General features: G+C 38.0%; 20 protein-coding genes. 8 read left to right on the plus strand and 12 right to left on the minus strand.

Going from position 1 to position 20,702, the window contains the following annotated elements:
• The first annotated feature begins 235 nt into the window (after window positions 1-235).
• Window positions 236-832 (plus strand): hypothetical protein, encoded by a 597-nt coding sequence (locus tag F7984_RS12580; protein ID WP_066104549.1) that lies wholly within the window; start codon window positions 236-238, stop codon window positions 830-832.
• A gap of 85 nt (window positions 833-917) precedes the next feature.
• Here F7984_RS12580 and F7984_RS12585 read toward each other — a convergent pair whose 3' ends face one another.
• The 4 genes from F7984_RS12585 to F7984_RS12600 all read right to left on the minus strand — a co-directional run bounded on the left by F7984_RS12585 (window position 918) and on the right by F7984_RS12600 (window position 5,215).
• Window positions 918-1,799, minus strand: coding sequence for a carbohydrate ABC transporter permease (locus F7984_RS12585; RefSeq protein WP_140462075.1), 882 nt, complete (start codon window positions 1,797-1,799; stop codon window positions 918-920).
• A gap of 2 nt (window positions 1,800-1,801) precedes the next feature.
• A complete protein-coding gene (locus F7984_RS12590) occupies window positions 1,802-2,683 on the minus strand; it encodes a carbohydrate ABC transporter permease (protein WP_066104552.1) in 882 nt (293 codons plus the stop codon).
• A gap of 136 nt (window positions 2,684-2,819) precedes the next feature.
• Window positions 2,820-4,124, minus strand: coding sequence for an ABC transporter substrate-binding protein (locus F7984_RS12595; protein ID WP_140462074.1), 1,305 nt, complete (start codon window positions 4,122-4,124; stop codon window positions 2,820-2,822).
• A 155-nt stretch (window positions 4,125-4,279) separates the two neighbouring features.
• Window positions 4,280-5,215, minus strand: coding sequence for a glycoside hydrolase family 113 (locus F7984_RS12600; protein WP_140462073.1), 936 nt, complete (start codon window positions 5,213-5,215; stop codon window positions 4,280-4,282).
• Between the two features lie 455 nt (window positions 5,216-5,670).
• On the opposite strand from F7984_RS12600, the gene F7984_RS12605 reads away from it, so the two are divergent.
• The 3 genes from F7984_RS12605 to F7984_RS19575 all read left to right on the plus strand — a co-directional run bounded on the left by F7984_RS12605 (window position 5,671) and on the right by F7984_RS19575 (window position 7,539).
• Window positions 5,671-6,864 carry an AGE family epimerase/isomerase gene (locus tag F7984_RS12605; protein ID WP_181162042.1) on the plus strand — a complete coding sequence of 398 codons (1,194 nt, stop codon included), beginning with the start codon at window positions 5,671-5,673 and terminating at the stop codon, window positions 6,862-6,864.
• 153 nt (window positions 6,865-7,017) lie between these two features.
• Complete coding sequence (locus F7984_RS12610; RefSeq protein ID WP_066104564.1) at window positions 7,018-7,311, plus strand: hypothetical protein; 294 nt, start codon at window positions 7,018-7,020, stop codon at window positions 7,309-7,311.
• Window positions 7,312-7,404: 93 nt separating this feature from the next.
• The gene (locus F7984_RS19575) at window positions 7,405-7,539 is read left to right on the plus strand and encodes a hypothetical protein (protein ID WP_258188244.1); all 135 of its coding nucleotides are present in this window, start codon (window positions 7,405-7,407) and stop codon (window positions 7,537-7,539) included.
• Window positions 7,540-7,736: 197 nt separating this feature from the next.
• On the opposite strand, the gene F7984_RS12615 is transcribed toward F7984_RS19575, so the two are convergent.
• From F7984_RS12615 to F7984_RS12630, 4 genes are all read right to left on the minus strand, one after another.
• Window positions 7,737-8,621, minus strand: a complete 885-nt coding sequence (locus F7984_RS12615) for an ROK family protein (RefSeq protein ID WP_140462071.1) — start codon at window positions 8,619-8,621, stop codon at window positions 7,737-7,739.
• A gap of 96 nt (window positions 8,622-8,717) precedes the next feature.
• The gene (locus F7984_RS12620) at window positions 8,718-10,109 is read right to left on the minus strand and encodes a glycoside hydrolase family 1 protein (RefSeq protein ID WP_140462070.1); all 1,392 of its coding nucleotides are present in this window, start codon (window positions 10,107-10,109) and stop codon (window positions 8,718-8,720) included.
• A 21-nt stretch (window positions 10,110-10,130) separates the two neighbouring features.
• Entirely contained in the window at window positions 10,131-12,365 is a 2,235-nt protein-coding gene (locus F7984_RS12625; protein WP_140462069.1) for an alpha-galactosidase, read from the minus strand.
• Window positions 12,358-13,314, minus strand: coding sequence for an acetylxylan esterase (locus F7984_RS12630; RefSeq protein WP_140462068.1), 957 nt, complete (start codon window positions 13,312-13,314; stop codon window positions 12,358-12,360). Before F7984_RS12630 ends, F7984_RS12625 begins: the two co-directional genes overlap by 8 nt.
• Window positions 13,315-13,674: 360 nt before the next feature.
• Between F7984_RS12630 and F7984_RS12635 the strand changes: the two genes are divergently transcribed.
• Both F7984_RS12635 and F7984_RS12640 read left to right on the plus strand, forming a co-directional pair.
• A complete protein-coding gene (locus F7984_RS12635; RefSeq protein WP_140462067.1) occupies window positions 13,675-14,070 on the plus strand; it encodes a SpoIIAA family protein in 396 nt (131 codons plus the stop codon).
• Between the two features lie 315 nt (window positions 14,071-14,385).
• Window positions 14,386-15,120, plus strand: coding sequence for a glucose 1-dehydrogenase (locus F7984_RS12640; protein WP_066104599.1), 735 nt, complete (start codon window positions 14,386-14,388; stop codon window positions 15,118-15,120).
• An 84-nt stretch (window positions 15,121-15,204) separates the two neighbouring features.
• Here the strand turns inward: F7984_RS12640 and F7984_RS12645 are convergent, their stop codons facing one another.
• From F7984_RS12645 to F7984_RS12655, 3 genes are all read right to left on the minus strand, one after another.
• A complete protein-coding gene (locus F7984_RS12645) occupies window positions 15,205-16,464 on the minus strand; it encodes a cytochrome P450 family protein (protein ID WP_140462066.1) in 1,260 nt (419 codons plus the stop codon).
• Window positions 16,465-16,808: 344 nt separating this feature from the next.
• On the minus strand, window positions 16,809-17,006 hold the full coding sequence (locus F7984_RS12650) for a GH32 C-terminal domain-containing protein (protein WP_139892411.1): 198 nt from the start codon (window positions 17,004-17,006) through the stop codon (window positions 16,809-16,811).
• Between the two features lie 434 nt (window positions 17,007-17,440).
• Window positions 17,441-18,415 (minus strand): ADP-ribosylglycohydrolase family protein, encoded by a 975-nt coding sequence (locus F7984_RS12655; protein WP_225983599.1) that lies wholly within the window; start codon window positions 18,413-18,415, stop codon window positions 17,441-17,443.
• A gap of 185 nt (window positions 18,416-18,600) precedes the next feature.
• Between F7984_RS12655 and F7984_RS12660 the strand changes: the two genes are divergently transcribed.
• The gene (locus tag F7984_RS12660) at window positions 18,601-19,698 is read left to right on the plus strand and encodes a YkvI family membrane protein (RefSeq protein ID WP_066104608.1); all 1,098 of its coding nucleotides are present in this window, start codon (window positions 18,601-18,603) and stop codon (window positions 19,696-19,698) included.
• A 71-nt stretch (window positions 19,699-19,769) separates the two neighbouring features.
• Here F7984_RS12660 and F7984_RS12665 read toward each other — a convergent pair whose 3' ends face one another.
• Window positions 19,770-20,123, minus strand: a complete 354-nt coding sequence (locus tag F7984_RS12665) for a DUF3221 domain-containing protein (RefSeq protein WP_175354268.1) — start codon at window positions 20,121-20,123, stop codon at window positions 19,770-19,772.
• Between the two features lie 109 nt (window positions 20,124-20,232).
• Here F7984_RS12665 and F7984_RS12670 point away from each other — a divergent pair, with 109 nt between their 5' ends.
• Entirely contained in the window at window positions 20,233-20,658 is a 426-nt protein-coding gene (locus tag F7984_RS12670) for an HIT family protein (RefSeq protein ID WP_066104612.1), read from the plus strand.
• Window positions 20,659-20,702: the final 44 nt, after the last annotated feature.

Raw genomic sequence — 20,702 nt, forward strand, 5'->3', positions numbered from 1 at the left:
TCAATCATAAATACTATCACAGGAAAAATATAGTGTAAAAGTAAAGGTATGCAAATTATAGTAATCAATGCCCTGATTCTTTGTTCTATTCCATATAACGTATTACATCGAAATATCAAATCATGCTTGAAGATATGATTATACTTATATCTTTAAATGATTATAACTTTCCCTTGAATTTGTAATCATTTAAAGGTATATATAGAATATATTGTAAAAGTTAGGGTGGGCCAACATGAAGAATCTGATAAAACTTTTTATTGATTTCGTCTCTCAATATACTATTTCCAGCTATTATTTCTGGCTTTATATAGTTAGAGGTGGAATCATCTATGGATTTGTTTCCGCTTCAGTTGGACTGATCCATGCTGTTGAACTCATTCACCGGAAAGAAGATGATTCAATCCGTTCAGCTTTTCAAGAATCCTATAATAAGAATAAAAGTTATATAGGGTTATCGTTTCTATTATTTTTATTCAGCGGACTTTCGCTGATGTCTATCTATCCACCGCTTCACGAGGCCTTGCCTATCTTAACATGGCTGCAAATACCGATTTTGATCTGGACTTTTCTTTTATGGACCATTGCTATTTATAGCATTTACTTCCTTGCTCATGATCAACGGAATACTCATTCCGCAAAATGGATCTATGCACTGGCTTTTGATACTTGCATTCGCCATCCACTCCGTAGCCTGGTTATATTGCTGATGATCTTAGCTTTCACATTGATAATCAAAGTAAATTTAGTCGCCTTTATTTTTTTGGCACCGCCTCTATTAATCATTGCGACCAAAAAAATTGTCTTCATCCCTAAGATTCTGACAAACTAATACCTTTATAAAAAGAGCTGCTTGAAAAGAAGGGCTTTCCTTTCAAGCAGTTTTTTCTTCCTCTACTATAATGGACTTGAAATACTTATTTTACTGAACCAGAAACTCCGTTATAAATATACTTTTGAAGGGCCAGGAAGACGATTAGTATTGGTGTAATTACGATAATAACACCCGCCAGAATGACCGGCCAATCCGTTCCATATGGTCCTTTAAAGGCAAATAACGCTGTTGAAATAACCTTCAATTCAGGTGACGGCATATACAGGAATGGATTGTAGAAGTCATTGTAGATTCCCACACCGCTAATAATAAGAATCGTAATCATTGGAGCTTTGAGCAAAGGCAAGATAATCTTGCGATATATTTGAAAGTAAGATGCGCCTTCCATGATTGCTGCTTCATCCAATGAAACTGGAATATTGTTAAGGTACTGCAGGAATACATAGACAGCTATTACGTCTGTGCCAAGATTCAGCACAATAACCGACCAAATCGTATTGAATAAGCCCATTCCTTCAATAATCTGGAATGTTGCAACCTGTGTAGTGATTGCCGGAATCAGGGTTGCAAGGAGGAAGAGTCCCATAATAGGTTTCTTCAATTTAAAATCAAATCGGTTCAAAACATATGCAATCATCGTTCCAAGCAAGAGTTTTCCTACAATTGAAACAATAAAGATGATAAGCGTATTTTTAAACCCAACAGTCATTTGGCCATCTATGAATGCTTTTGTATAATTGTCAAACGTAAATTGTTCCGGTAAAGCAAGAACACCAGTTGTCAGGAATTCCTCTTTTGACTTGAATGATCCAATAAACACAACCAATACAGGTAAAATAGCAACCGCTACTCCAAGCAGTAAGCTGCCGTATTTTACAATGGCGCCAAGCAGTTTCTTAATGTTGTATGCATGATCCTGCTTTGCTGGAATCTTTGGTTCTGTCACACTGACATTTGCCTTCATGGTCACACCTCTTTCTCTCTAGTCATGTATTTTTGAATTAATGTCACGACGATGACAATGACTAACAATATGAGGGCCATGGCAGACGCCAGTCCTAGCTTCTGGTACTTAAAGGCTGTATCGATTGTTTGAATGACAAAGGTTTTCGTTCCATTTGATCCACCCGTCATAATGTATGGGATATCGAATACACTTAGGGAACCGCTTATTCCTAAAATGATATTCAGGAACACAATCTGTTTGATACTCGGTAAAATAATGTATAAAAATTGCTGGAACCGGCTGGCACCATCAATTTCCGCTGCTTCATAAATTTCAGGATCAATGGACTGAATAGCTCCCAGGAATATGATGAAGTTGAACCCCATATATCTCCAAATCGACGTAAACGCCAGGGACATATTGTTTATAGAACGGTCTCCAAGCCATAATTGGATTTGACTATCTAACCCAAGGAAAGTCATGACCGTATCCAATGTTCCTCCGGCTTTGAAGAAATACAAGAAGATGAACCCAATAGCCACTCCATTTAAAAGGTACGGAAAAAACAAAATACCCTTCCAAAAGTTTGCGAATTTCACCTTAAAAGTTAGGATCGTGGCAAAGTATAAAGCAATTCCCAGTTGGATAAATGTCGCTACAAAATAGTAGAGACTGACTTTAAATACTGAAAAGTACTCTGGGTTTGTAAAGACCTTTAAATAGTTGGCGAGACCAACATTCTCCTTCGTCGGACTAATCCCATTCCAATCCGTAACACTGTATTGAAGCATTTTTACTAGCGGATAATAAGAAAATAATAAAAGCAAAAAAACAGGTAAAGCTGAAAACAGAAAAATGATAATACGACGCTGCGCCTTATAACTCAAATTTATTTTTTTCATCGCTTTTACTCCTCTTATCTCATTAGCTGGCCCTAATGGACAAAGATACTTTTCAAATCCTTCTGTATTAGAGGAACTGGGGTGTTACAGTATGAATTCTGCAAACACCCCAGTATATTCAATAAGATGATTCTCCTTACTTGCCAATCTCTTCCATTGCACTGGACCATTTTTTGTTCAAGTCTTTCATAATGGCATCAAAGGATTCTTTTGTATTGCCTTTTGCCGCATCGATAATACGTTGCTTCGTTGCTTCTGTTGTATCAATTCCGATTTCAGATGTGTTGTTGATGTCACTAAATAGAGATTCTTCTCCTTTAGGTGATGGATTAGCCTGGATAAATTCTACTCCAGCTGTTTCCATCGTTTTAAGAGCTGCTGGCATTTCTTCGCCAACCTTAGGAGAGATGGCTCCTGTATCTTTTGTATAGTTAGATTCATCAATAAACCAGTCTACGAACTTACGAGCAGCTTCTTTTTGTTTGCTGTTCGCATTAATACCGATATTGTAGTCTCCGCCAATCGCAGCATACTGTTTGCCATCTTGTGCGGTAATTGGGAACGCTGCATACTGAATATCTTCTGGATTTTCAGCAAGAGCTTGAACTTGTTCAATTGCCCAGCTGCCTAGAACCATAACAGCAATTTTTCCGTCTGCCAAATCTTGTTTGGATTGTTCCCAATCAGTTGTGGAAGGATCAGCTTCAGTTAAACCTTTTTCCGCTAAATCATATAAAAGTTTGTAGCTTGTGTTCATTACTTTACCATCTGCAAACGGTTCTTTATCTTTCACCATTTTATTCGTAACATCCGGATCACCGGAAGCACCTGTACGGATGAAGTCCCAGTTAGTTAATGTCCAGCCGGAAGCGTAGTTTGTGTATAAAGGAGTTACATCCGCGTTCTTTTTCTTGATTGTTTCTAATGCAGCTACGAAATCTTCTGGTGTTGCTGGAACAGTATCAATACCTGCATCTTTAAATACCTTCATGTTAAGGATGACACCAGTCGTATTAACTGCAATCGGAATACCATAGGAAGTACCTTCATAAGAACGGTCACTTAAAAGCATATATTTCTTTGATAATTCATCCTGTTTACCAAGCGGCTCAAGGAAGTTTGCATTGTCTTCAGGCTTAATCGTTGTTGGAATCATGAACACATCACCGTAGTCTTCTGAGTTCATCCTAATTTGCATTTGACCAGCATAGTCTGTAATCGTTTCCACTTTTACTTCTATATCGGGATGTTTTTTATTAAACTCTGCTATGTATTCATCCCATTTCCCATTACCTGTCCAGTCTGTCTTGTGGTTGATAAAAGTGATTGTTTCTTTTCCTGACTCTTTAGAATCGGAATCACTATTGCTCTTATCACTGCAACCTGTTAATGCAAGGGCCAGAGCACTTGCGGCAACCCCCATACGGAATAATTTCTTCATTCCAGTTCCCTCCAAAGTATAATTTGGTAAACGCTTACAAAAATATTGTAGCATCCTATGTTTTAGTTTGTATAGTCTTTTATTACAAAAAAGTAATACTTTTGAAATGTTGTAACTTTTTATCAACAAAACAGACAATCTTTCAGTCTTGTAAATTAAAAGATTTCCTTATAATATCGATAAATAACTTTTTCTGCCGGCTTTCCATAGACAGCATAGTCCTGATCAGAATCTGCCTTTTCTATAGGATATAAATGAGCTTTCCAGTCCCATAAGGCAAATCCTTTTACCCAATCTCGCTTTACCGTTGTGCTAAACATCTTTTCGTACCACTCTTTTTGGACATTGACATCTGCTTTCCCTCTTAATGTCCAGTCATTTGGGAGCAAATCTCCACCCTCCCAGCTCGGACAGCCGGCTTCACAGAAGAAAAATGGTTTAGTGTGTTTCTTGACAACGCTTTCAATACGGTCAAGCTCTTGTTCCCATTTATCAATCGGATAATAACCGCTAGAAGAGATCACATCAACAGCGTCCCACCATTTTAGAATATCTTCTTGGTACTTATCGCAATTATAAGTAACAAGTCCACTGTACAGCTTCCGGACCTCATTTATTAAATCACGCCATTCCTTTTCACGGCGGTCTGCATTGACCATTTCACAGCCGACCACAAACATGGAACACTTCGTTTCTTCAGCTAGTTTCGCGTAATGAAGAATGAATTCATTGTAAGAGGCAAACCATTCAGACCATTTAGGCTCACACGGAACATCGGTATCAAAGAAATTAATATGGGCACGCCATGTCCCGTCCGAAACATTCACCATCGGTTTTAAAATAACCTTTAAACCCAGTGATTGTGCAAAATGGACCATCTCGATGATTTCTTCATCACTGACCACATTCGGATGTTCCCTCCAGTTAATTACAGTGGACTGGGGTCGATCTTGCTCTGCCACAACCGTTAAAACGACATGATCAATTCCGCATCTTTCTTTTAAAGATTTTAAAGACTGTTTTGCCTTCACATCCTCCCATTCTCCGCGCTTACTCATATAACCAAAGCTAAATCCCTTAATAAAATCCATCATATTCTCCTTTCAAATGATTTAACAAAATGTAACAAAAAGTAATATTAATAGATTGATAAGTATATACATTTGTTGTAAATTAATTATATATTTTCCATTTATTTTCGTAAAGAAAAATTAAAAAATTGAAAGTACGTGCAGATATGGATCATAAACAAGAATACTACCGTAAAATGCTTTACTTCACCATTCCAATCACGATTCAGTTATTAATCATCTCCAGTTTGAATATGATTTCGTCCAGACAAGTTTTCTTTTCATGTTGCTTGTTAAAAAGGAGTTTATTTCCTGGAAAATGATCAAAGAAAACCTAGAGCAGACGCTATATTAAGTTGCTATATATGCCCTTGCAAGCTCACATGAAATCATTCGGGCTCTTCTCGTTATAAAACGAACGTTATCCAAGAAATGGATCCAAAATAGTGTAGAAAAACATGAGGAGGCTGTTCCAGTTGGAAAAGGTTGAATTTAAAAAGGAATTAAACGAAAGAATTCTCCCCTTTTGGGTGAAGCTATTGGATTATGAAAATGGCGGATCATATGGAATTGTGGATTATGATTTAACCCTTCACAAAGATAGTCCCAAAGGAGGTGTGGTAGGAGCACGTCACCTGTGGAGCTACTCGGGCGCTTACCTTCTCACGAAAGATGAAAAATATTTGCGGGCCGCTGAGCATTCCTACCATTTCTTGATTAATGCGTTATGGGACCAAGAACATAAAGGAATCTATTGGCTTGTCGATCACCTTGGGCAGCCTCTCATCTCAACCAAGCACATCTATGCACAAAGCTTTGCTATTTATGGACTTAGTGAATATGTCAAGGCATCTGACAATAAGGAAGCCTTAACCTATGCCATTGATCTTTTTCATCTTCTTGAAGATACATGTTTTTCTACTACATACGGAGGTTACAAAGAGGAATTTACACAGGACTGGATACAGACCGAGCATCATCTGCTGAATGAAGGTGCTAATGCTGTTTTTACTACTAACAGTCATCTTCACCTATTAGAAGCCTATACAAATTTATATAGTGTTTGGCCTGATAGGCAGCTGTTGAGCAAAATCAATTATCTGTTGGATTTGTTTTATTCAAAAATCTATCACCCTACAGAACATGTTTGCAGAGTCGCTTTTGATGAAAACTGGCAGTCTACAAAAGAGGCGTACTCCTACGGCCATGATATCGAAACGAGCTGGCTCTTAACCGAAACCCTACATATAACCGGTCTTGACCGGCCAGATATTGTAGAAATGAATAAGCAGATTGCTTACAAGGTTGCAGTTGAAGGCATTGATCCGGATGGATCTATCTATGATGCTAAAAAAGAGGGAAACATACATAAGACAAGGATTTGGTGGGCGCAGGCAGAGGCAGTTATCGGCTTTTATAATGCTTATCAGCTTACTAAAGATGAACAATTTATCCAACTCAGCGAACGTGCTTGGACGTATATTCAGAAAAAGATTCACGACCCTCGTACGGGAGGAGAATGGTTCTCAAGGATAGATGAGCACGGAGAGGTAATCTCCTCACTCAGAAATGATCAATACCAAACACCTGAAAATATCGCTGACTCCTGGAAAGGATTTTATCATAACGGCCGCATGTGTTATGAGCTAATAAAAAGACTTCCAGAATAAATAAACGGCTCTGTTTAAGCAGAGCCTTATTTTATCCCTCTTCATTAATATTAGCTCAATTAGTATAGTTGTATAACCTTAAAAAATGGTAAACTATTACAGTGAAGTTAATTTAGAACTGATAGTTCCTGAAATGATCTATGGGGGAAAAATATGAATTCTATTATGAAAAATATTATAAGCTTGTTCTTTGAAAAAGCTGAACATCCAGTTAAACCTCTTATGTATGCACAAATTACTGTATGGATTGGCATGGGTATTGCTTCGTTTCCAGTGTTGTATACTAGTCGATTTTATTGGATGTATCTTATGCTTGGAACTAGCTTCCTATTAAATGGTATAGAAAATTATTTAGTAAAAGAAACAAATCGTAGAGGCTACTTAATTTGGTTTATTTGTGCACTACTCTTTTATTTGATAGCAGCGGAAGACTATTTCTTCATCTAGCTAATTGTTCGATTAAGAAATGAAAGCAGAATTTGTTTAAAGGTAAATGTTTTTGCTCCAAATCAATCATTTTTAATTAGGAGTTAAAAGAAGATGAGAGATAGAAGGAGAAATAGAAATGGCTTTTTTAAAGAATCCCTGTTTGAGATTATTGGTGAAATCATTTGGGAGATTTTAATGTTTATACCAAGGATGATCATTCGCTTTATAAGTAATATTTTTGATTAACCTATTTACCATAGGCACTAAATTGAGGTCACCAAGTATACTTGAACGTGTTTGCGAAGCATTTCACTTAAACAATCAGATGGACATGAATAAACAAATGAGACCAAAAACATTTCTCCTTAACTAACCCTTCGCAATAACCTTTATAAACAGGGCCAAATAAAAATCCTGCATGGTATAGATGCAGGATTTGTTTGTTATTTGCTTTCGCCGTGATTTAGTTGATAATTGTATACTGCTCCAATAAGATTGGCATCATTTTTAAACTTGCAAATAGCAATGTCTGGAACAATTTTTGCAATTTGTACCTTATCTAATATTTCCTTAAATTTACGGTGTAATTGTGGAATCAAATCTGGTTTAGCCGAGACTCCCCCGCCAATAATAATTTTTTCAGGGTCATAGCTGTACTGTAAGTTATAGATTCCTTGTGCCAGGCTATAATAGAACTTTTCTGTTTCCTCTATTGCTATTTTGTCACCCTGCTCCGCCAGTTCAAATACTTCTTTTCCGCTAATTTTTCCGCTTGGCAGATTGAACCGTTTCGCATAGCGGACAGCCATTTTGACCGGGCTTGCTAATGTACTGAAGGTCTCATCATGGTTCAGGAGCATATACCCAAATTCTCCACCAAAAAGATGTTTCCCATGATGAATCTTCCCGTCGACAATTACGGAACCGCCAATACCTGTGCCAACTACTACAAAAATAATATCCTTCAGCCCCTTCGCTGCACCCTTCCATACTTCTGCAAGCGCTGCGCAATTCGCATCATTTTCCATAGAAATGGGGCAACCGAATAGCTTAGTTAGTTCAGGGTAAATCTCAAAATCATGAAGATAGGGAACAGCACTTGCTCCTTCCACGACTCCTCTTCTTTGATTGACGGCTCCAGGTGAACTGATTGCAACTCCCTCAATCATGAACTGATCAGCAAATTTCTGTTTAACCTGCAATAAGGATGTTTTCATTTCCTCCCATGTAGATGGAGTGATAAATGATCCTTTATCTACTATTTCTTCCTTATCCCAAACCGCATACTTTACAGTTGAACCGCCAATATCATAAACCAGTAATGACATGATTTTCACTTCCTGCTCCCTGAGAATAATAAATAAACACCTAATTTGCAGAACAGTTCCGTTATTCTAAACAAATTAGGTGCTTGATCCATCACTTTACTTTAATCCATTATTTTCACTAACTTCTTTAATCCAATAACCCGATTTCTTGATGGTCTTCACCTGCGTATGGATGTTATTCGAAATAAATCCATAACGGTTACGGTACGCATTCTTCCATGACCAACAGTCAATAGGTGTCCATAGATGATAACCATAGCAATTTGACCCTTCTTCTATTCCTTTATGAACCCATTCTAAATGCTCCTCGATGAATTCAATCCGATAATCATCCTCAATCATGCCTTCATCATTCAGGAAACGTTCCTCCCGTGAAACACCCATTCCATTTTCGGAAACAAACCACTCAATATTTTTATAATTATCACGAATATTGATGGCGATATCATACAATGCCTTCGGATAAATCTCCCATCCTTTATCCACATTCATCCTTCTGCCAGGCATATCATAATGATCATAATAGCGGTCAGGCATCCAATCGGCTGTACTGTTTGGTGAGATATCTGGGGCCTTCACGCGAGACGGATGATAGAAATTAACGCCAAGGGTATCAATGGTATTTGCCTTCAAAATCGCCAGTTCTTCCACCGTTGATTCCCAGATCACTTTATCTTTTGTTAAAATTTCAACCAATTGTGCCGGAAATTCTCCATAAACAGCCGCATTTAAGAACATCTCATTGCGCCATAGATCCGCAATTTTCCCTGCTTTTACGTCTTCTTCCTTATTGGAAGCAGGGTAGGATGGAGTCAGGTTGAGAATAATTCCAATTTTTGCACCCTGATTATGAAGACCCAACTCCCTGAAAACCTTAATCGCTTTAGCGGAAGCCAGATTTAAGTTATACGCAACCTGGACTGCCCTTTTTCCATCAACCACCTTTGGATAATGGAATTGATATAAATACTGGCCGTCCACAATGACCATCGGCTCGTTAAAAGTAAACCAGTGCTTAACTCGGTCGCCAAACAGCTCAAAGCATTTGCCCGCAAACTTAGCAAACAAGTCAACTACATGCTTTGATTCCCAGCCGCCATACTTCTTGTATAGCTCAACCGGAAGGTCAAAATGGTGGAGTGCCATAACAGGCGTGATTCCTTGTTTAATGAACTCATTAATCACATCATTATAATAGCGAACACCATCCTCGTTGACAGTCGCTGTTTCGAAATCGTCAATCAATCTTGTCCATTGAATGGAAGTCCGGACAGAATTAAGACCAATTTCCTTCATTAAATGAATATCTTTTACATAACTATTGTAGAAATTGGAGGCAGTATCAGGTCCAACCTGTTTGTAAAACTCCTCGGGCTCCACTTCGTACCAGTAATCAAATACATTTGCATGTTTTTTATTAAATCTACCTTCACTTTGGGGACCAGAGGTAGCTGCACCCCACCAAAAATTATCCGGAAACTTTTTCATGATTGCCTCTCTCCTAAACAGTTAGTTTATTGAATTCAAATAAAATAGTTTGCTATTGTAATCCTTCGTTTTCTCTCTGGACCAAAATTCATCCGCTTTTCCGGTAAAGTTTTCTCCGAAAAGAAGACCGATTTGCATTAAATCATCGCCAAACCTTTTCCCGTCTCCATTGATTTGGTACATTTTGTCCTCTGCCAATCCTTTTAGCTTTAATCGTTCATATGGACGATTTGGCTTTGATAAAACCTCATAATAGCCAACAATCGCCTCCGTTTGATCCTTTGAAACAACCATCCATGCCGTTTCATTGTTGGTAAACGGACTTAATAACCGGAAAAATGTCCCTTGCTGGATCAAAGCGCGATGCTGCTTGAAAAAGGTAATATCCTTCTTAATCTGGTCCTTTTCCTCCTCCGATAGAAGGGTAATATCCAGCTCATATCCAAATGTACCGAAGAAGGCAACATTAGCGCGCATTTCCATGCTTGTTGTCCTTCCCACCTGATGATTCGGAACAGCAGATACATGACTGCCAATACTGGATAATGGATAAACGAATGAAGTTCCATATTGAATTTTTAACCGTTCAACTGCATCTGTATCATCACTTGCCCAGCCTTGAGGTGCATAGTAGAGCATCCCTGGATCGAAACGTCCTCCACCGCCTGCACAGGATTCGAATAATATATCAGGATACTTCGCTATCAGCCTCTCGTATAAGGAGTAAACACCTAAAATGTAACGATGCCATACCTCTCCTTGCTGATCCGCCGGCAATGCTATGGAATAGGCCTCTGATATATAGCGGTTCATATCCCATTTGATGTAGTCAATTTGACAGTCTGATAGAATCGCATCCATTTGTTCGTATACATTTTCGACTACTTCAGATCGGGAAAAGTCCAGGACAAACTGATTTCGGCCGTGAGATAGTCTCTTGCCCGGAACCTGGATTAGCCAGTCTGGATGTTCTTTAAATAGCTTAGTATCCTTGCAGACCATTTCCGGTTCAAACCATAGACCAAACTTTAATCCCAAGGCGTGTATCTTTTCTGATAACCCCTTCATTCCATTAGGCAATTTAGCACTATTAACAAACCAATCCCCTAATGAAGAGCTATCATCATTACGCTGACCAAACCAGCCGTCATCAAGGACGAACAGCTCCATTCCAAGCTCAGCACCACTACGTGCAATCTCAAGAATTTTTTCTTCATTAAAATCAAAATAGGTCGCTTCCCAGTTGTTAATAAGAATCGGACGTTCTTTATCCCTCCAAACTCCCCTCGCCAATCGAGTACGATAAAGGTCGTGCAATGCCTGACTCATTTCGTTTAAACCAGAGTCAGAATAAACCAGTACGGCTTCTGGTGTTTGGAAACTTTCACCCTGCTTCAGCTTCCATGCGAATTGGAATGGATTAATGCCCATCATCGCTCTTGTTACTTTGTATGTATCCACCTCAATCTGGGCGAGAAAATTACCGCTGTAAATTAAACTGAAGCCATATGCCTCACCGGCATGCTCCGTTGTCTCGGGTCGAACCAACGCCATAAATGGGTTATGAGCATGACTGCTTGCTCCACGTGTACTGGAAATCGATTGGACGCCTGTTATAACCGGTTTCCTTTCAAGATGATTTTCGCGGGTCCAGGCACCATTTAAGTGAATCAATTCAAAATTATCATCTGAAAAATCGATGCTTAAGCTCATCGCTGTTTCAAGCTCGTAGTCTTCAGAACCATTATTCGTAAATTTAGCACTTCTGGCAATAACCGGCCGATCTTTATAAATCGTATAGAATATATATAATGTCAGCTCAGAATACGCATCCTTCAGCAGAATTTCGAGCGTCTCTGCCTCCTCAGGAGATTCCGTATATGTAGCCGGCAGACCATCAAGGACTGGTTTCCCTTCCATAACTCGATAATCTGCATATTCAAAACGACTGATTCTGTCACCCGCTGGATAGCGAACCTGCTGTGCTGGGTAGCGAAAATCCGAGGTACCAAAACCAGGATACTCTTGTCTGATATGTTCCAGTGATAAAGTATGATCACCCTCAAACTGATTATTCGATGGACGTACTTCTCTTTCCATTAAAAAGTCGAAGTTTTCCTGATGACGAATACTTTTCCCAAAATATAAATGCTCCAGCTGATTGATTTGGTCCATCACGCGGAATAAATAACTTACTTTACTGTTTGATAGATGAAACTCAAGCTTGTTTTTATTTACTTTAATCAATTTATTCATATAATAGGAACCCCTTTACGCGGTCACCAAGCTTCGGCAAATATTCGTGACCATATTCCGGAAAGATAATCATTTCCTTTGGCGAAGTGATTTGATTGTAGACCGCAAATTGCTGGGCTGGATAACAAACATCATCCTCAAGGGCAATCGCCCATTTTACTTCCGCCTTAATTCGCGGTGCAAAGTGTTGCAAATCTATGTATTCAAGAGTGTTGAAGAATTCATCTTCACGCTCATGCATCGGATCACGGAAACGAAACCAATAATGAAGTTCCTCATAGGCAGAAGAAGTAATATTAAATTCAAAAGCTTTACGGTAATCACTTAAAAATGGATATTGCGCAACAACCTTTTTCACTCTTGGTTCCAACGCTGCACAAACCAATGATAGAGCTCCGCCCTGTGAGGCACCCTGAATATATATTTCCTCTTCATTGACCTCATCCATCGACATTAAAATTCTGGCAGCCTGTACAGTATCAAGAAATACAGAACGGAAATACAAACTTTCCGGCCCTTCTTCGACACCGCGGATGATGAGTCCCTTCATCGTTGTTCCTTTTACTTTAGAGTTGTTCTCAGAAAGCCCGCCCTGTCCGCGGCAATCCATAGCAAGGACAGAAAAGCCTTCAGCAGCCCAGCTTACTTTATCGCCAAAATCACCACTGTCTCCATGATATCCATGGAACATAAGCATTCCGGGTATTTTTCCATTTACTTGTTTCGGACAAACATATTGGCATCTCACCCTTGCTCCTTCAACACCAATAAAATACAAATTATAAAAATCAGCGACTCGGGAAGGAATTTCAACTCTCTCCAATTCATAATCCAATGGAAGCCGTTCAAGCTCTTCCAGTTGTTTATCCCAAAATTCATCAAAATTCGCAGGTTTTATTCCACTTCCAAGATAATTCTGATATTGATGGATGACTTTTTCTGCTTTCATAAGAACACCCCTTCTTTTGGTATCGCTTTCATTATAAAGAATATACAAAATTATGTAAATGTATATATTTTATGAAAATATGTAAATCCTTTTAAAATTAATTCTACTAGTAAAATAGACTTATCATTTTACATAAAATATTCACATTTTACGGTCATATTGTATTTATAAAGCTTGTTAGTATCGCTGAACAGAGGATTAAACAGTACCGATTGATAATAACTGGTAAAGTTAAAACAAAAATAGTTTAGATATCCTTGACGCTGCGGATGAATGAATACTCGCAAATATACAATTATTGGTTTGACATTGTGCTGCAGGGGAATTGTGTAATAAAACGATGCATAAGGAGGAATAAAAATGCTAACATTTTTACCAAGTAAGGACCCGTCTACTATTGCAGTAGAAATGTACGGGAAATCAACTGAAGAAGATGCACGTAAATTAGATAACTTTGTAAAAGAAAATTTATTGGATGGTAAGGAATTCAATTTACTAGCTGTCATTGAAAACGTCGATGGAGCCAGCCTAAAAGGTCTGGCAGAAGGAATCAAATTCGATACCAAACGAATGAATCAATTTAACAAGATTGCCATTGTAGCAGATCAAAGTTGGTCTAATATGATTGCAACACTCAGTAATCTGGTACCGGGCATTAAAGCTAAGCATTTTGACTCCGATCAGCTGGATGATGCTTGGAATTGGATACTTGGATATAAACAAGACAGTGATGACCCGACAAATGTCATTCTTTAAAATAGCCATTAATTAACTCCCTACAGTTATTTAGGGAGTTATTTTAGTTGTTTTATTAATCTATTAACTATCCATGAATACTTTGAATCAGTTATAAATGAACGATCCTTAAAAGAGAGTAAACTTCTACTATATTACTTTCTTTTTTCTAATGAAAGCAGTGCCTTCTTAACATTCGTCAAAAATGGATAAATTATGTAAATATAATGATATTTAATCCTAAATAATGGACAAACGGAACATTTATTTGGTAATTTATAAGTGTAGGATAATATGCCTAATACTAAATATTAGGCGCTGAGGGGGAATGCCATCATGGCACGTATGGAAGGTAAAGTTGCTATTATTACTGGAGCGGCTCAAGGTATGGGCGCGGCACATGCTCGTAGATTAGTAGAAGAAGGCGCTAAAGTAGTTTTAACAGACCTTAATGTAGAAAAAGGTCAAGCTACAGCTGCTGAACTTGGGGAAAACGCTTTATTTGTAAAACAAAATGTTACTAGTGCTGAAGATTGGGCAAAGGTTGTAGAAGAAGCGGAAAAAGCATTTGGAAAAGTCGATGTCTTAGTCAATAACGCTGGTATTACAATGGCAAAATCTATTTTAGACATGACTGAGGAAGATTATCGCCGTATCGTGGATATTAACCAACTTTCTGTATTCTTAGGAATGAAAGCAGTTATTCCAGCCATGCAAAAAGCTGGCGGTGGATCGATTGTTAATATCTCGTCTATGAACGGAATCGTTGCTGGTGCTATCGGTTATACAGATACTAAATTTGCAGTACGCGGTATGACAAAAGCAGCTGCAATCGAATGTGCAAATTACGGTATTCGTGTAAACTCTATTCACCCAGGTGTCATTGCTACACCAATGGTTGTACAAGAAGATACAAAAGCAGCCGTAGAAGCATTTGCTAAACACATTCCTCTTAAACGTGTGGCTCAATCTGAAGAAGTTTCTAACTTAGTGCTTTACTTGGCATCTGATGAGTCCAGCTACTCAACTGGCAGTGAATTCATCATTGATGGTGGTTTAACAGCACAATAAAGTTTAAAGGCATTAATTTAATACTTATAACCAGAAAGCCAAAACCTTCTAAATCAAGGTCTTGGCTTTTTGCTATTATATATACTAAAAAGCAACAGGAAGTGAATCGATTCCTTTTGAGGAAAGGGCAAATTGCCATTGAATTTCCTCCTGAGGTACATTCAGTCTTAAGTCAGGAAAACGTTTTAATAGGGTAGTAAATGCAATATCTCCCTCTACTCTTGCAAGCGGAGCTCCTAAGCAGGTGTGGACACCATGTCCAAATGCTAGGTGATGATTTATTTTCCGCTTCACGTCTAACCCTTCTGAATCAGTAAATACTTCCTCATCTCGATTCGCGGCTTTTACCGTCACAAGAACCATATCTCCTTTTTTAATATTTTTGCCGCCTATCTCTACATCCTCTTTTGCAAAGCGTGGACCCACACTTGTAGATGGACCGTTGAAACGTAATAATTCCTCTACAGCTGATGGAACTAAACTTAGATCGCTTTTTAATGCTTCAAGTTGTTCAGGATGTTCAAACAACAACATCGATCCCGTTGCGATTAAGTTTGAGGTGGTTTCATGCCCAGCAAAAATTAATAAAGTAATCATTGAGATTAATTCTGATTCTTCAAGACGTTCTCCTTCTGCTTCAATCGCAATAAGCTGACTAATTAAATCATCAGAAGGATTGGCTCTCTTTTCTGCAACCAGGTTTTGGGTGTATTCTCCAAATTCCTGTAAATGGGCTGCTACAGTAGGGTCTTGTCTCCCCCAGCCCATCCCCTTCGCAATCGCGGAGGACCATATATTGAGTTTTTCACGATCTGCGTATGGCACCCCCAACATTTCAGAAATCACATTAATTGGTAATGGATAAGCATAGTCTTTTACAAGATCCATTTCACCCTTAGATTGAACTTTATCAAGTAATTCATCTGCAATTTCTTGAATACGCGGTCGCAAGCCTTCCATATATCTTGGTGTAAATGCTTTTGAGACCAACATCCGTAATCTCCTATGGTCCATACCATCAACAAAAAGCATTGATTTGCCGGTAAAAAATGTGTCAGGTGCTGATGTATCTACCTCGCTATAAATTTTATCTCTAAAACCCTTTTCTCCATCAATAGAGGAAGGATCTACAGTAAATTGTTTGTGATTTTTAAGGATTTGGACTGCCTCATCCATATGTACAACCATCCAAGCTTGACGATCTGCCTCTCCCAAAGGGTTGGGAATAGAAACGATAGGCCCAAGCTCGCGCATTTTTGCAAATACAGAAAATGGATCTTCATTACTCTTTCCACTTAATACACCCAGAACCTGGTTGGAAACCATTTCTTCTGTCTTATTCATCAATCTACCTTCCTTCCATCTTTTCTTTTAGCCTTACATATTCTTAATGATTGTAAGCTCTGATACAATACTCTATTTTTAGTACTCTAATTTGTGTACTATTTCTTAGGATACTATTACCCTGCTATAGAGTAAATGCGAGTAAAGTACTTTTTTAATATAGGTAGAATGAATGTATAGCTTCAAAGAATCCCTTTCTGTCATATGCAAATATATCCCTTTTATAATAAATACTTTTTGCTCATCTAGACACAATGTCATGGGTGAAAAAACTTTTATTTACAAAAAAAGACCTGCACAAAAGCCATAATAGGCATTTATACAAGTCATGATAAGGAAATTATTTAAGCAAGATCCCATTTCATCAAATCAAATCGTCCTTCTCTACTAAAAAGAATTTCTTTTTCTTTTAGCTTAGGGAAATAACGGGCTGTGAATGTTTCTTCTCCTTCATTAATAAATATTTCTAATGAAGAGGTATCTATAAATATTTGCATCGTCTTTAGGCTATCCAGTTTACACGTTCTTGACTCTATCTTCATTGCTTTCTATAACCCACTTTCTTTTTTTCAAGCATACGTTACTAACAAGCTAATAAAAATGAGCTATAGAAGTATTTTAAGTTAAGTCTCAAGCCCTAGAAAACTCTACTGCCTATTATAGATAACCATCAAGATAGCTTCTCCCGTCTAAAAGTTTAATTTATCTGATTAGCCTGCTCTTCAGCCGAATATGTCTTTTTACAATACCATAAAAAGTAAATTATTCTTGTCATACTTTTTACGAAAGGTTGAGATTAATGGGATTTCACTACCTTTAGACATATTTATCTATATAAGAAGTACTTCTTTCTTTCTATTCAGAGCGACAATCTATGCGAAAAAAAAGCCTTTTAAAAAAGACCTGTCCTAAAGTCGTTTTTGCAGACTTCCTGAGCAGGTCTATTTTAGTGATTTCATATATTTTATCTATAAAATTATTTCGCTTTCTCCACGCAATAGCCATAAAAGCGATCACAGTGGTCTATGATTTTATCTTGACTGACCAGGGCATTCACCCATTTTTCCGGAATATTTTTCATCCCGTAATACATACCAGCTATAGTTCCCGTTATAAAAGCAATCGTATCAGTATCATTGCCCAGATTGACCGCTTCAAGAACGGCATCTTCATAGGTTTGAGATTTAAAGAAACACCACAAAGCAGCTTCAAGTGAGTGAACAACATATCCATCCGAGCGAATATCATCGCGGTCTGCTTCAAGCAAGCTTAGACTAAAGATTCTTTCATATGAAGCAAATTCTTGTTGATACTCATTCTCTGATCCAAGCTGTTCCCAGCATGTATTGAGTGCAATTTCCAAGGATTCTAAAGGTGAATGTTGATCGTACATATTCAGCAAAAATTCCACATAAATAATTGTACCAAGGGTAGATCTTGGATGGCCGTGCGTGACATGCGCAATTCTCTCTATTTCCTTTTTCCTCGTCTGAGCATCTGGCTCTTTCGATAATGTAAATACAAGTGGCACTATACGCATAAGTGCGCCATTGCCATTATCATATTCCGTTTTCCCACCACACTGAACAGCCGGTACACCTTGCTTATAACGGCTAATAGCATTTGCGGTTGCAATGCCGATATCGAACATTTCACCATATGGGGTCCAGTAGCCTTTATCCTGGTAGGAAACAAAGCGGTTCATCAAATCATTTTCATCTTTTCCTGCAATTAAATTTTCAATCAGGCACATCGTTAGTGATGTATCATCAGACCATGTTCCAGGAGGCATATTATAGGTCCCATAACCGATCATATCTGTAACGCCGGCATTTCTGGCTTTAAATTCTACCGGTACACCAAGAGCATCCCCAATAATCCCGCCTATAATGGTTGAATATATCTTTTCCTTCATTGTATCTGCTGGAACTCCATCTACTTTTCTTGTCATATGGAATCCTCCCTTATACTGTCTTTTATCTCATTTTACCAAACTAACCTTTCTTCTATAACGGGATTTCCCAAAAACTTAATTCCATTTCCTTCAATTTGTTAAAATAGAATGAATATGTTAATATATCAGAATACTTAATTTTTGGATATCCCTCCAAACTACCATAAAGGAGGACTGATAAAATGAAACAAAGTTTATACCTAGCAGGTGCATTTGTAGGAGTCATTGTTGGAGCGGGATTTGGCTCTGGCCAAGAAATCATGCAGTTTTTTACGAATTTTGGCTTTTACAGTATACCTGCTATTTTGCTGGCAACTGTCTTATTTTCCTTTATTGCCATGCAGCTCTCTCAACTGAGCAGCCATATGCAAGCCACCTCACATAAAGAAATCATCGAGGTTCTTTGCGGACGTTTTCTTGGTCAAGCACTGGATATAATTTTATCGTTCTTTTTATTTGGCGTTGGTGTAATTATGATAGCAGGCGCAGGATCAATTGTTGAGGAACAGTTTGGGATTTCTGCCATCTGGGGTTCACTATTTATGACAGTTATCACCATCCTGACCATGCTATTGAAGGTAGAGAAAATCATCTCTATCATTAGCTCAATCACACCATTTTTATTAGTTATTATGATTTTTATATCAGGATACGCGCTAATTAAAAATGGAATCACTCCTATAGACATAGAGCGTAATGTTGATTTAGACAAAGCAGCGGCTTCAAATTGGTTCATGTCCGCATTACTTTATGTATCCTTTAATGTTGCTGTCGGTTTCTCTATGCTATCTGTTATTAGCGGAACGTTTAAAAATAAAAAACAAGCAGCTATTGGCGGAATTATGGGCGGTATCCTGCTCGGTGTACTCATGCTGCTGATTAATATAGGTATGATGACTGATATGGCTAATATGCAAATTGTAGAAATGCCTACTTTATTTTTAGCTAATAGTATCTCACCTTTAATCGGGAACCTGCTATCTATTATTCTATTGGCTATGATTTACAATACATGCGTGGGAATGTTTTATGCATTCACAGTGCGAATCATTCCTCAAGGACGCTTCTTTCATCCTTCAGTTGTGATATTCGGAGCAATTGGTTTTGGTCTTAGCTTTGCTGGTTTTACTACATTGGTAAACACCGTGTATCCAATCATGGGCTATGTGGGATTTATTTTACTGGCAGCAATTGGCTGGTCCTGGATTAAATCTAAGCACCATGCTCCTGAAATCAATCGCATAAACCCCGTAGCTGAAAAAGAAAAGAAAATAGTCTAGAACTTCAAAGGATTCTATCCCCGTACTATTTATGGCACGGGGCTTTTTTAATGTAATAAATGAAAATACTGCTACAATCTTTCCAGTTTTATCGCTTTAAAGATAGGGGGAGAGGATTCCATTGTTTGGCTCATCCATACTTTCACCCTTTGTCCGGTTTTTAGTTCACCTCTATAATCACTTTGATGGATGGATAGACGCCCGACATTTTTATATTTGGCTTGCAGCTCCTCAATCGGCAAATCCACGTCCTCATTCTCAAAATTTGAATCGAGCACAATGAATACAGCATCGGCTTCGCTAATGATAATTGTTCCTTCGATTCCAGGTGAGTCGATTTGTCGTTCAAGTTCATACAGATAAAGAACGATGAGAAGCAATAAGGATAACCCGATATATAGGGAAACTTTCGTCGTAATCTTCAAGATTCCACCTCCCTTACCCACCTTTATCAATACCTTCATTCTGTTATTCCTAAAATTCCCCTCTGCACTTTTTTAATTACGTATATAATTTAATAAAGGGGGAGCTGTAATGAATTGTTTAGGCTGTAATTTAGCACATAAAAAAGAAAATGTTTATGTAGTTTTTGAAGATGATTATGTTTGTTGTATTTTAGATATTGATCCTTATAACGAAGGACACGTTTTGATTTTACCTAAAAAACATGTTCGATACTTTAATGAATTTGACGATAATACGGCAAGCTCCGTAATGATGGCAGCAAAGAGGCTATCAAAAGTGATAAAAATTTTGTTTAATCCGGATGGCATTACAGTCTGTCAGAACGGTGGAGCATTTGATGAATTAACACATTTTCATATGCATGTAGTTCCGCGGTATGAAGGACAAAATTTTGCAGATTTCTATTCTGAAGATGGAGAAACACTTGGAGAAAAGGAATACGACTTGGAAGAGACGAAAAGAAAGATCACCGAAATGCTAAAGGTTTTGGATTAATTTCCACTACCTTTTTTTATTCATTCCATTATACTACACCCGTT

The sequence above is a fragment of the Pradoshia sp. D12 genome (assembly GCF_008935075.1).
In the GTDB taxonomy this organism is placed as follows: domain Bacteria; phylum Bacillota; class Bacilli; order Bacillales; family Pradoshiaceae; genus Pradoshia.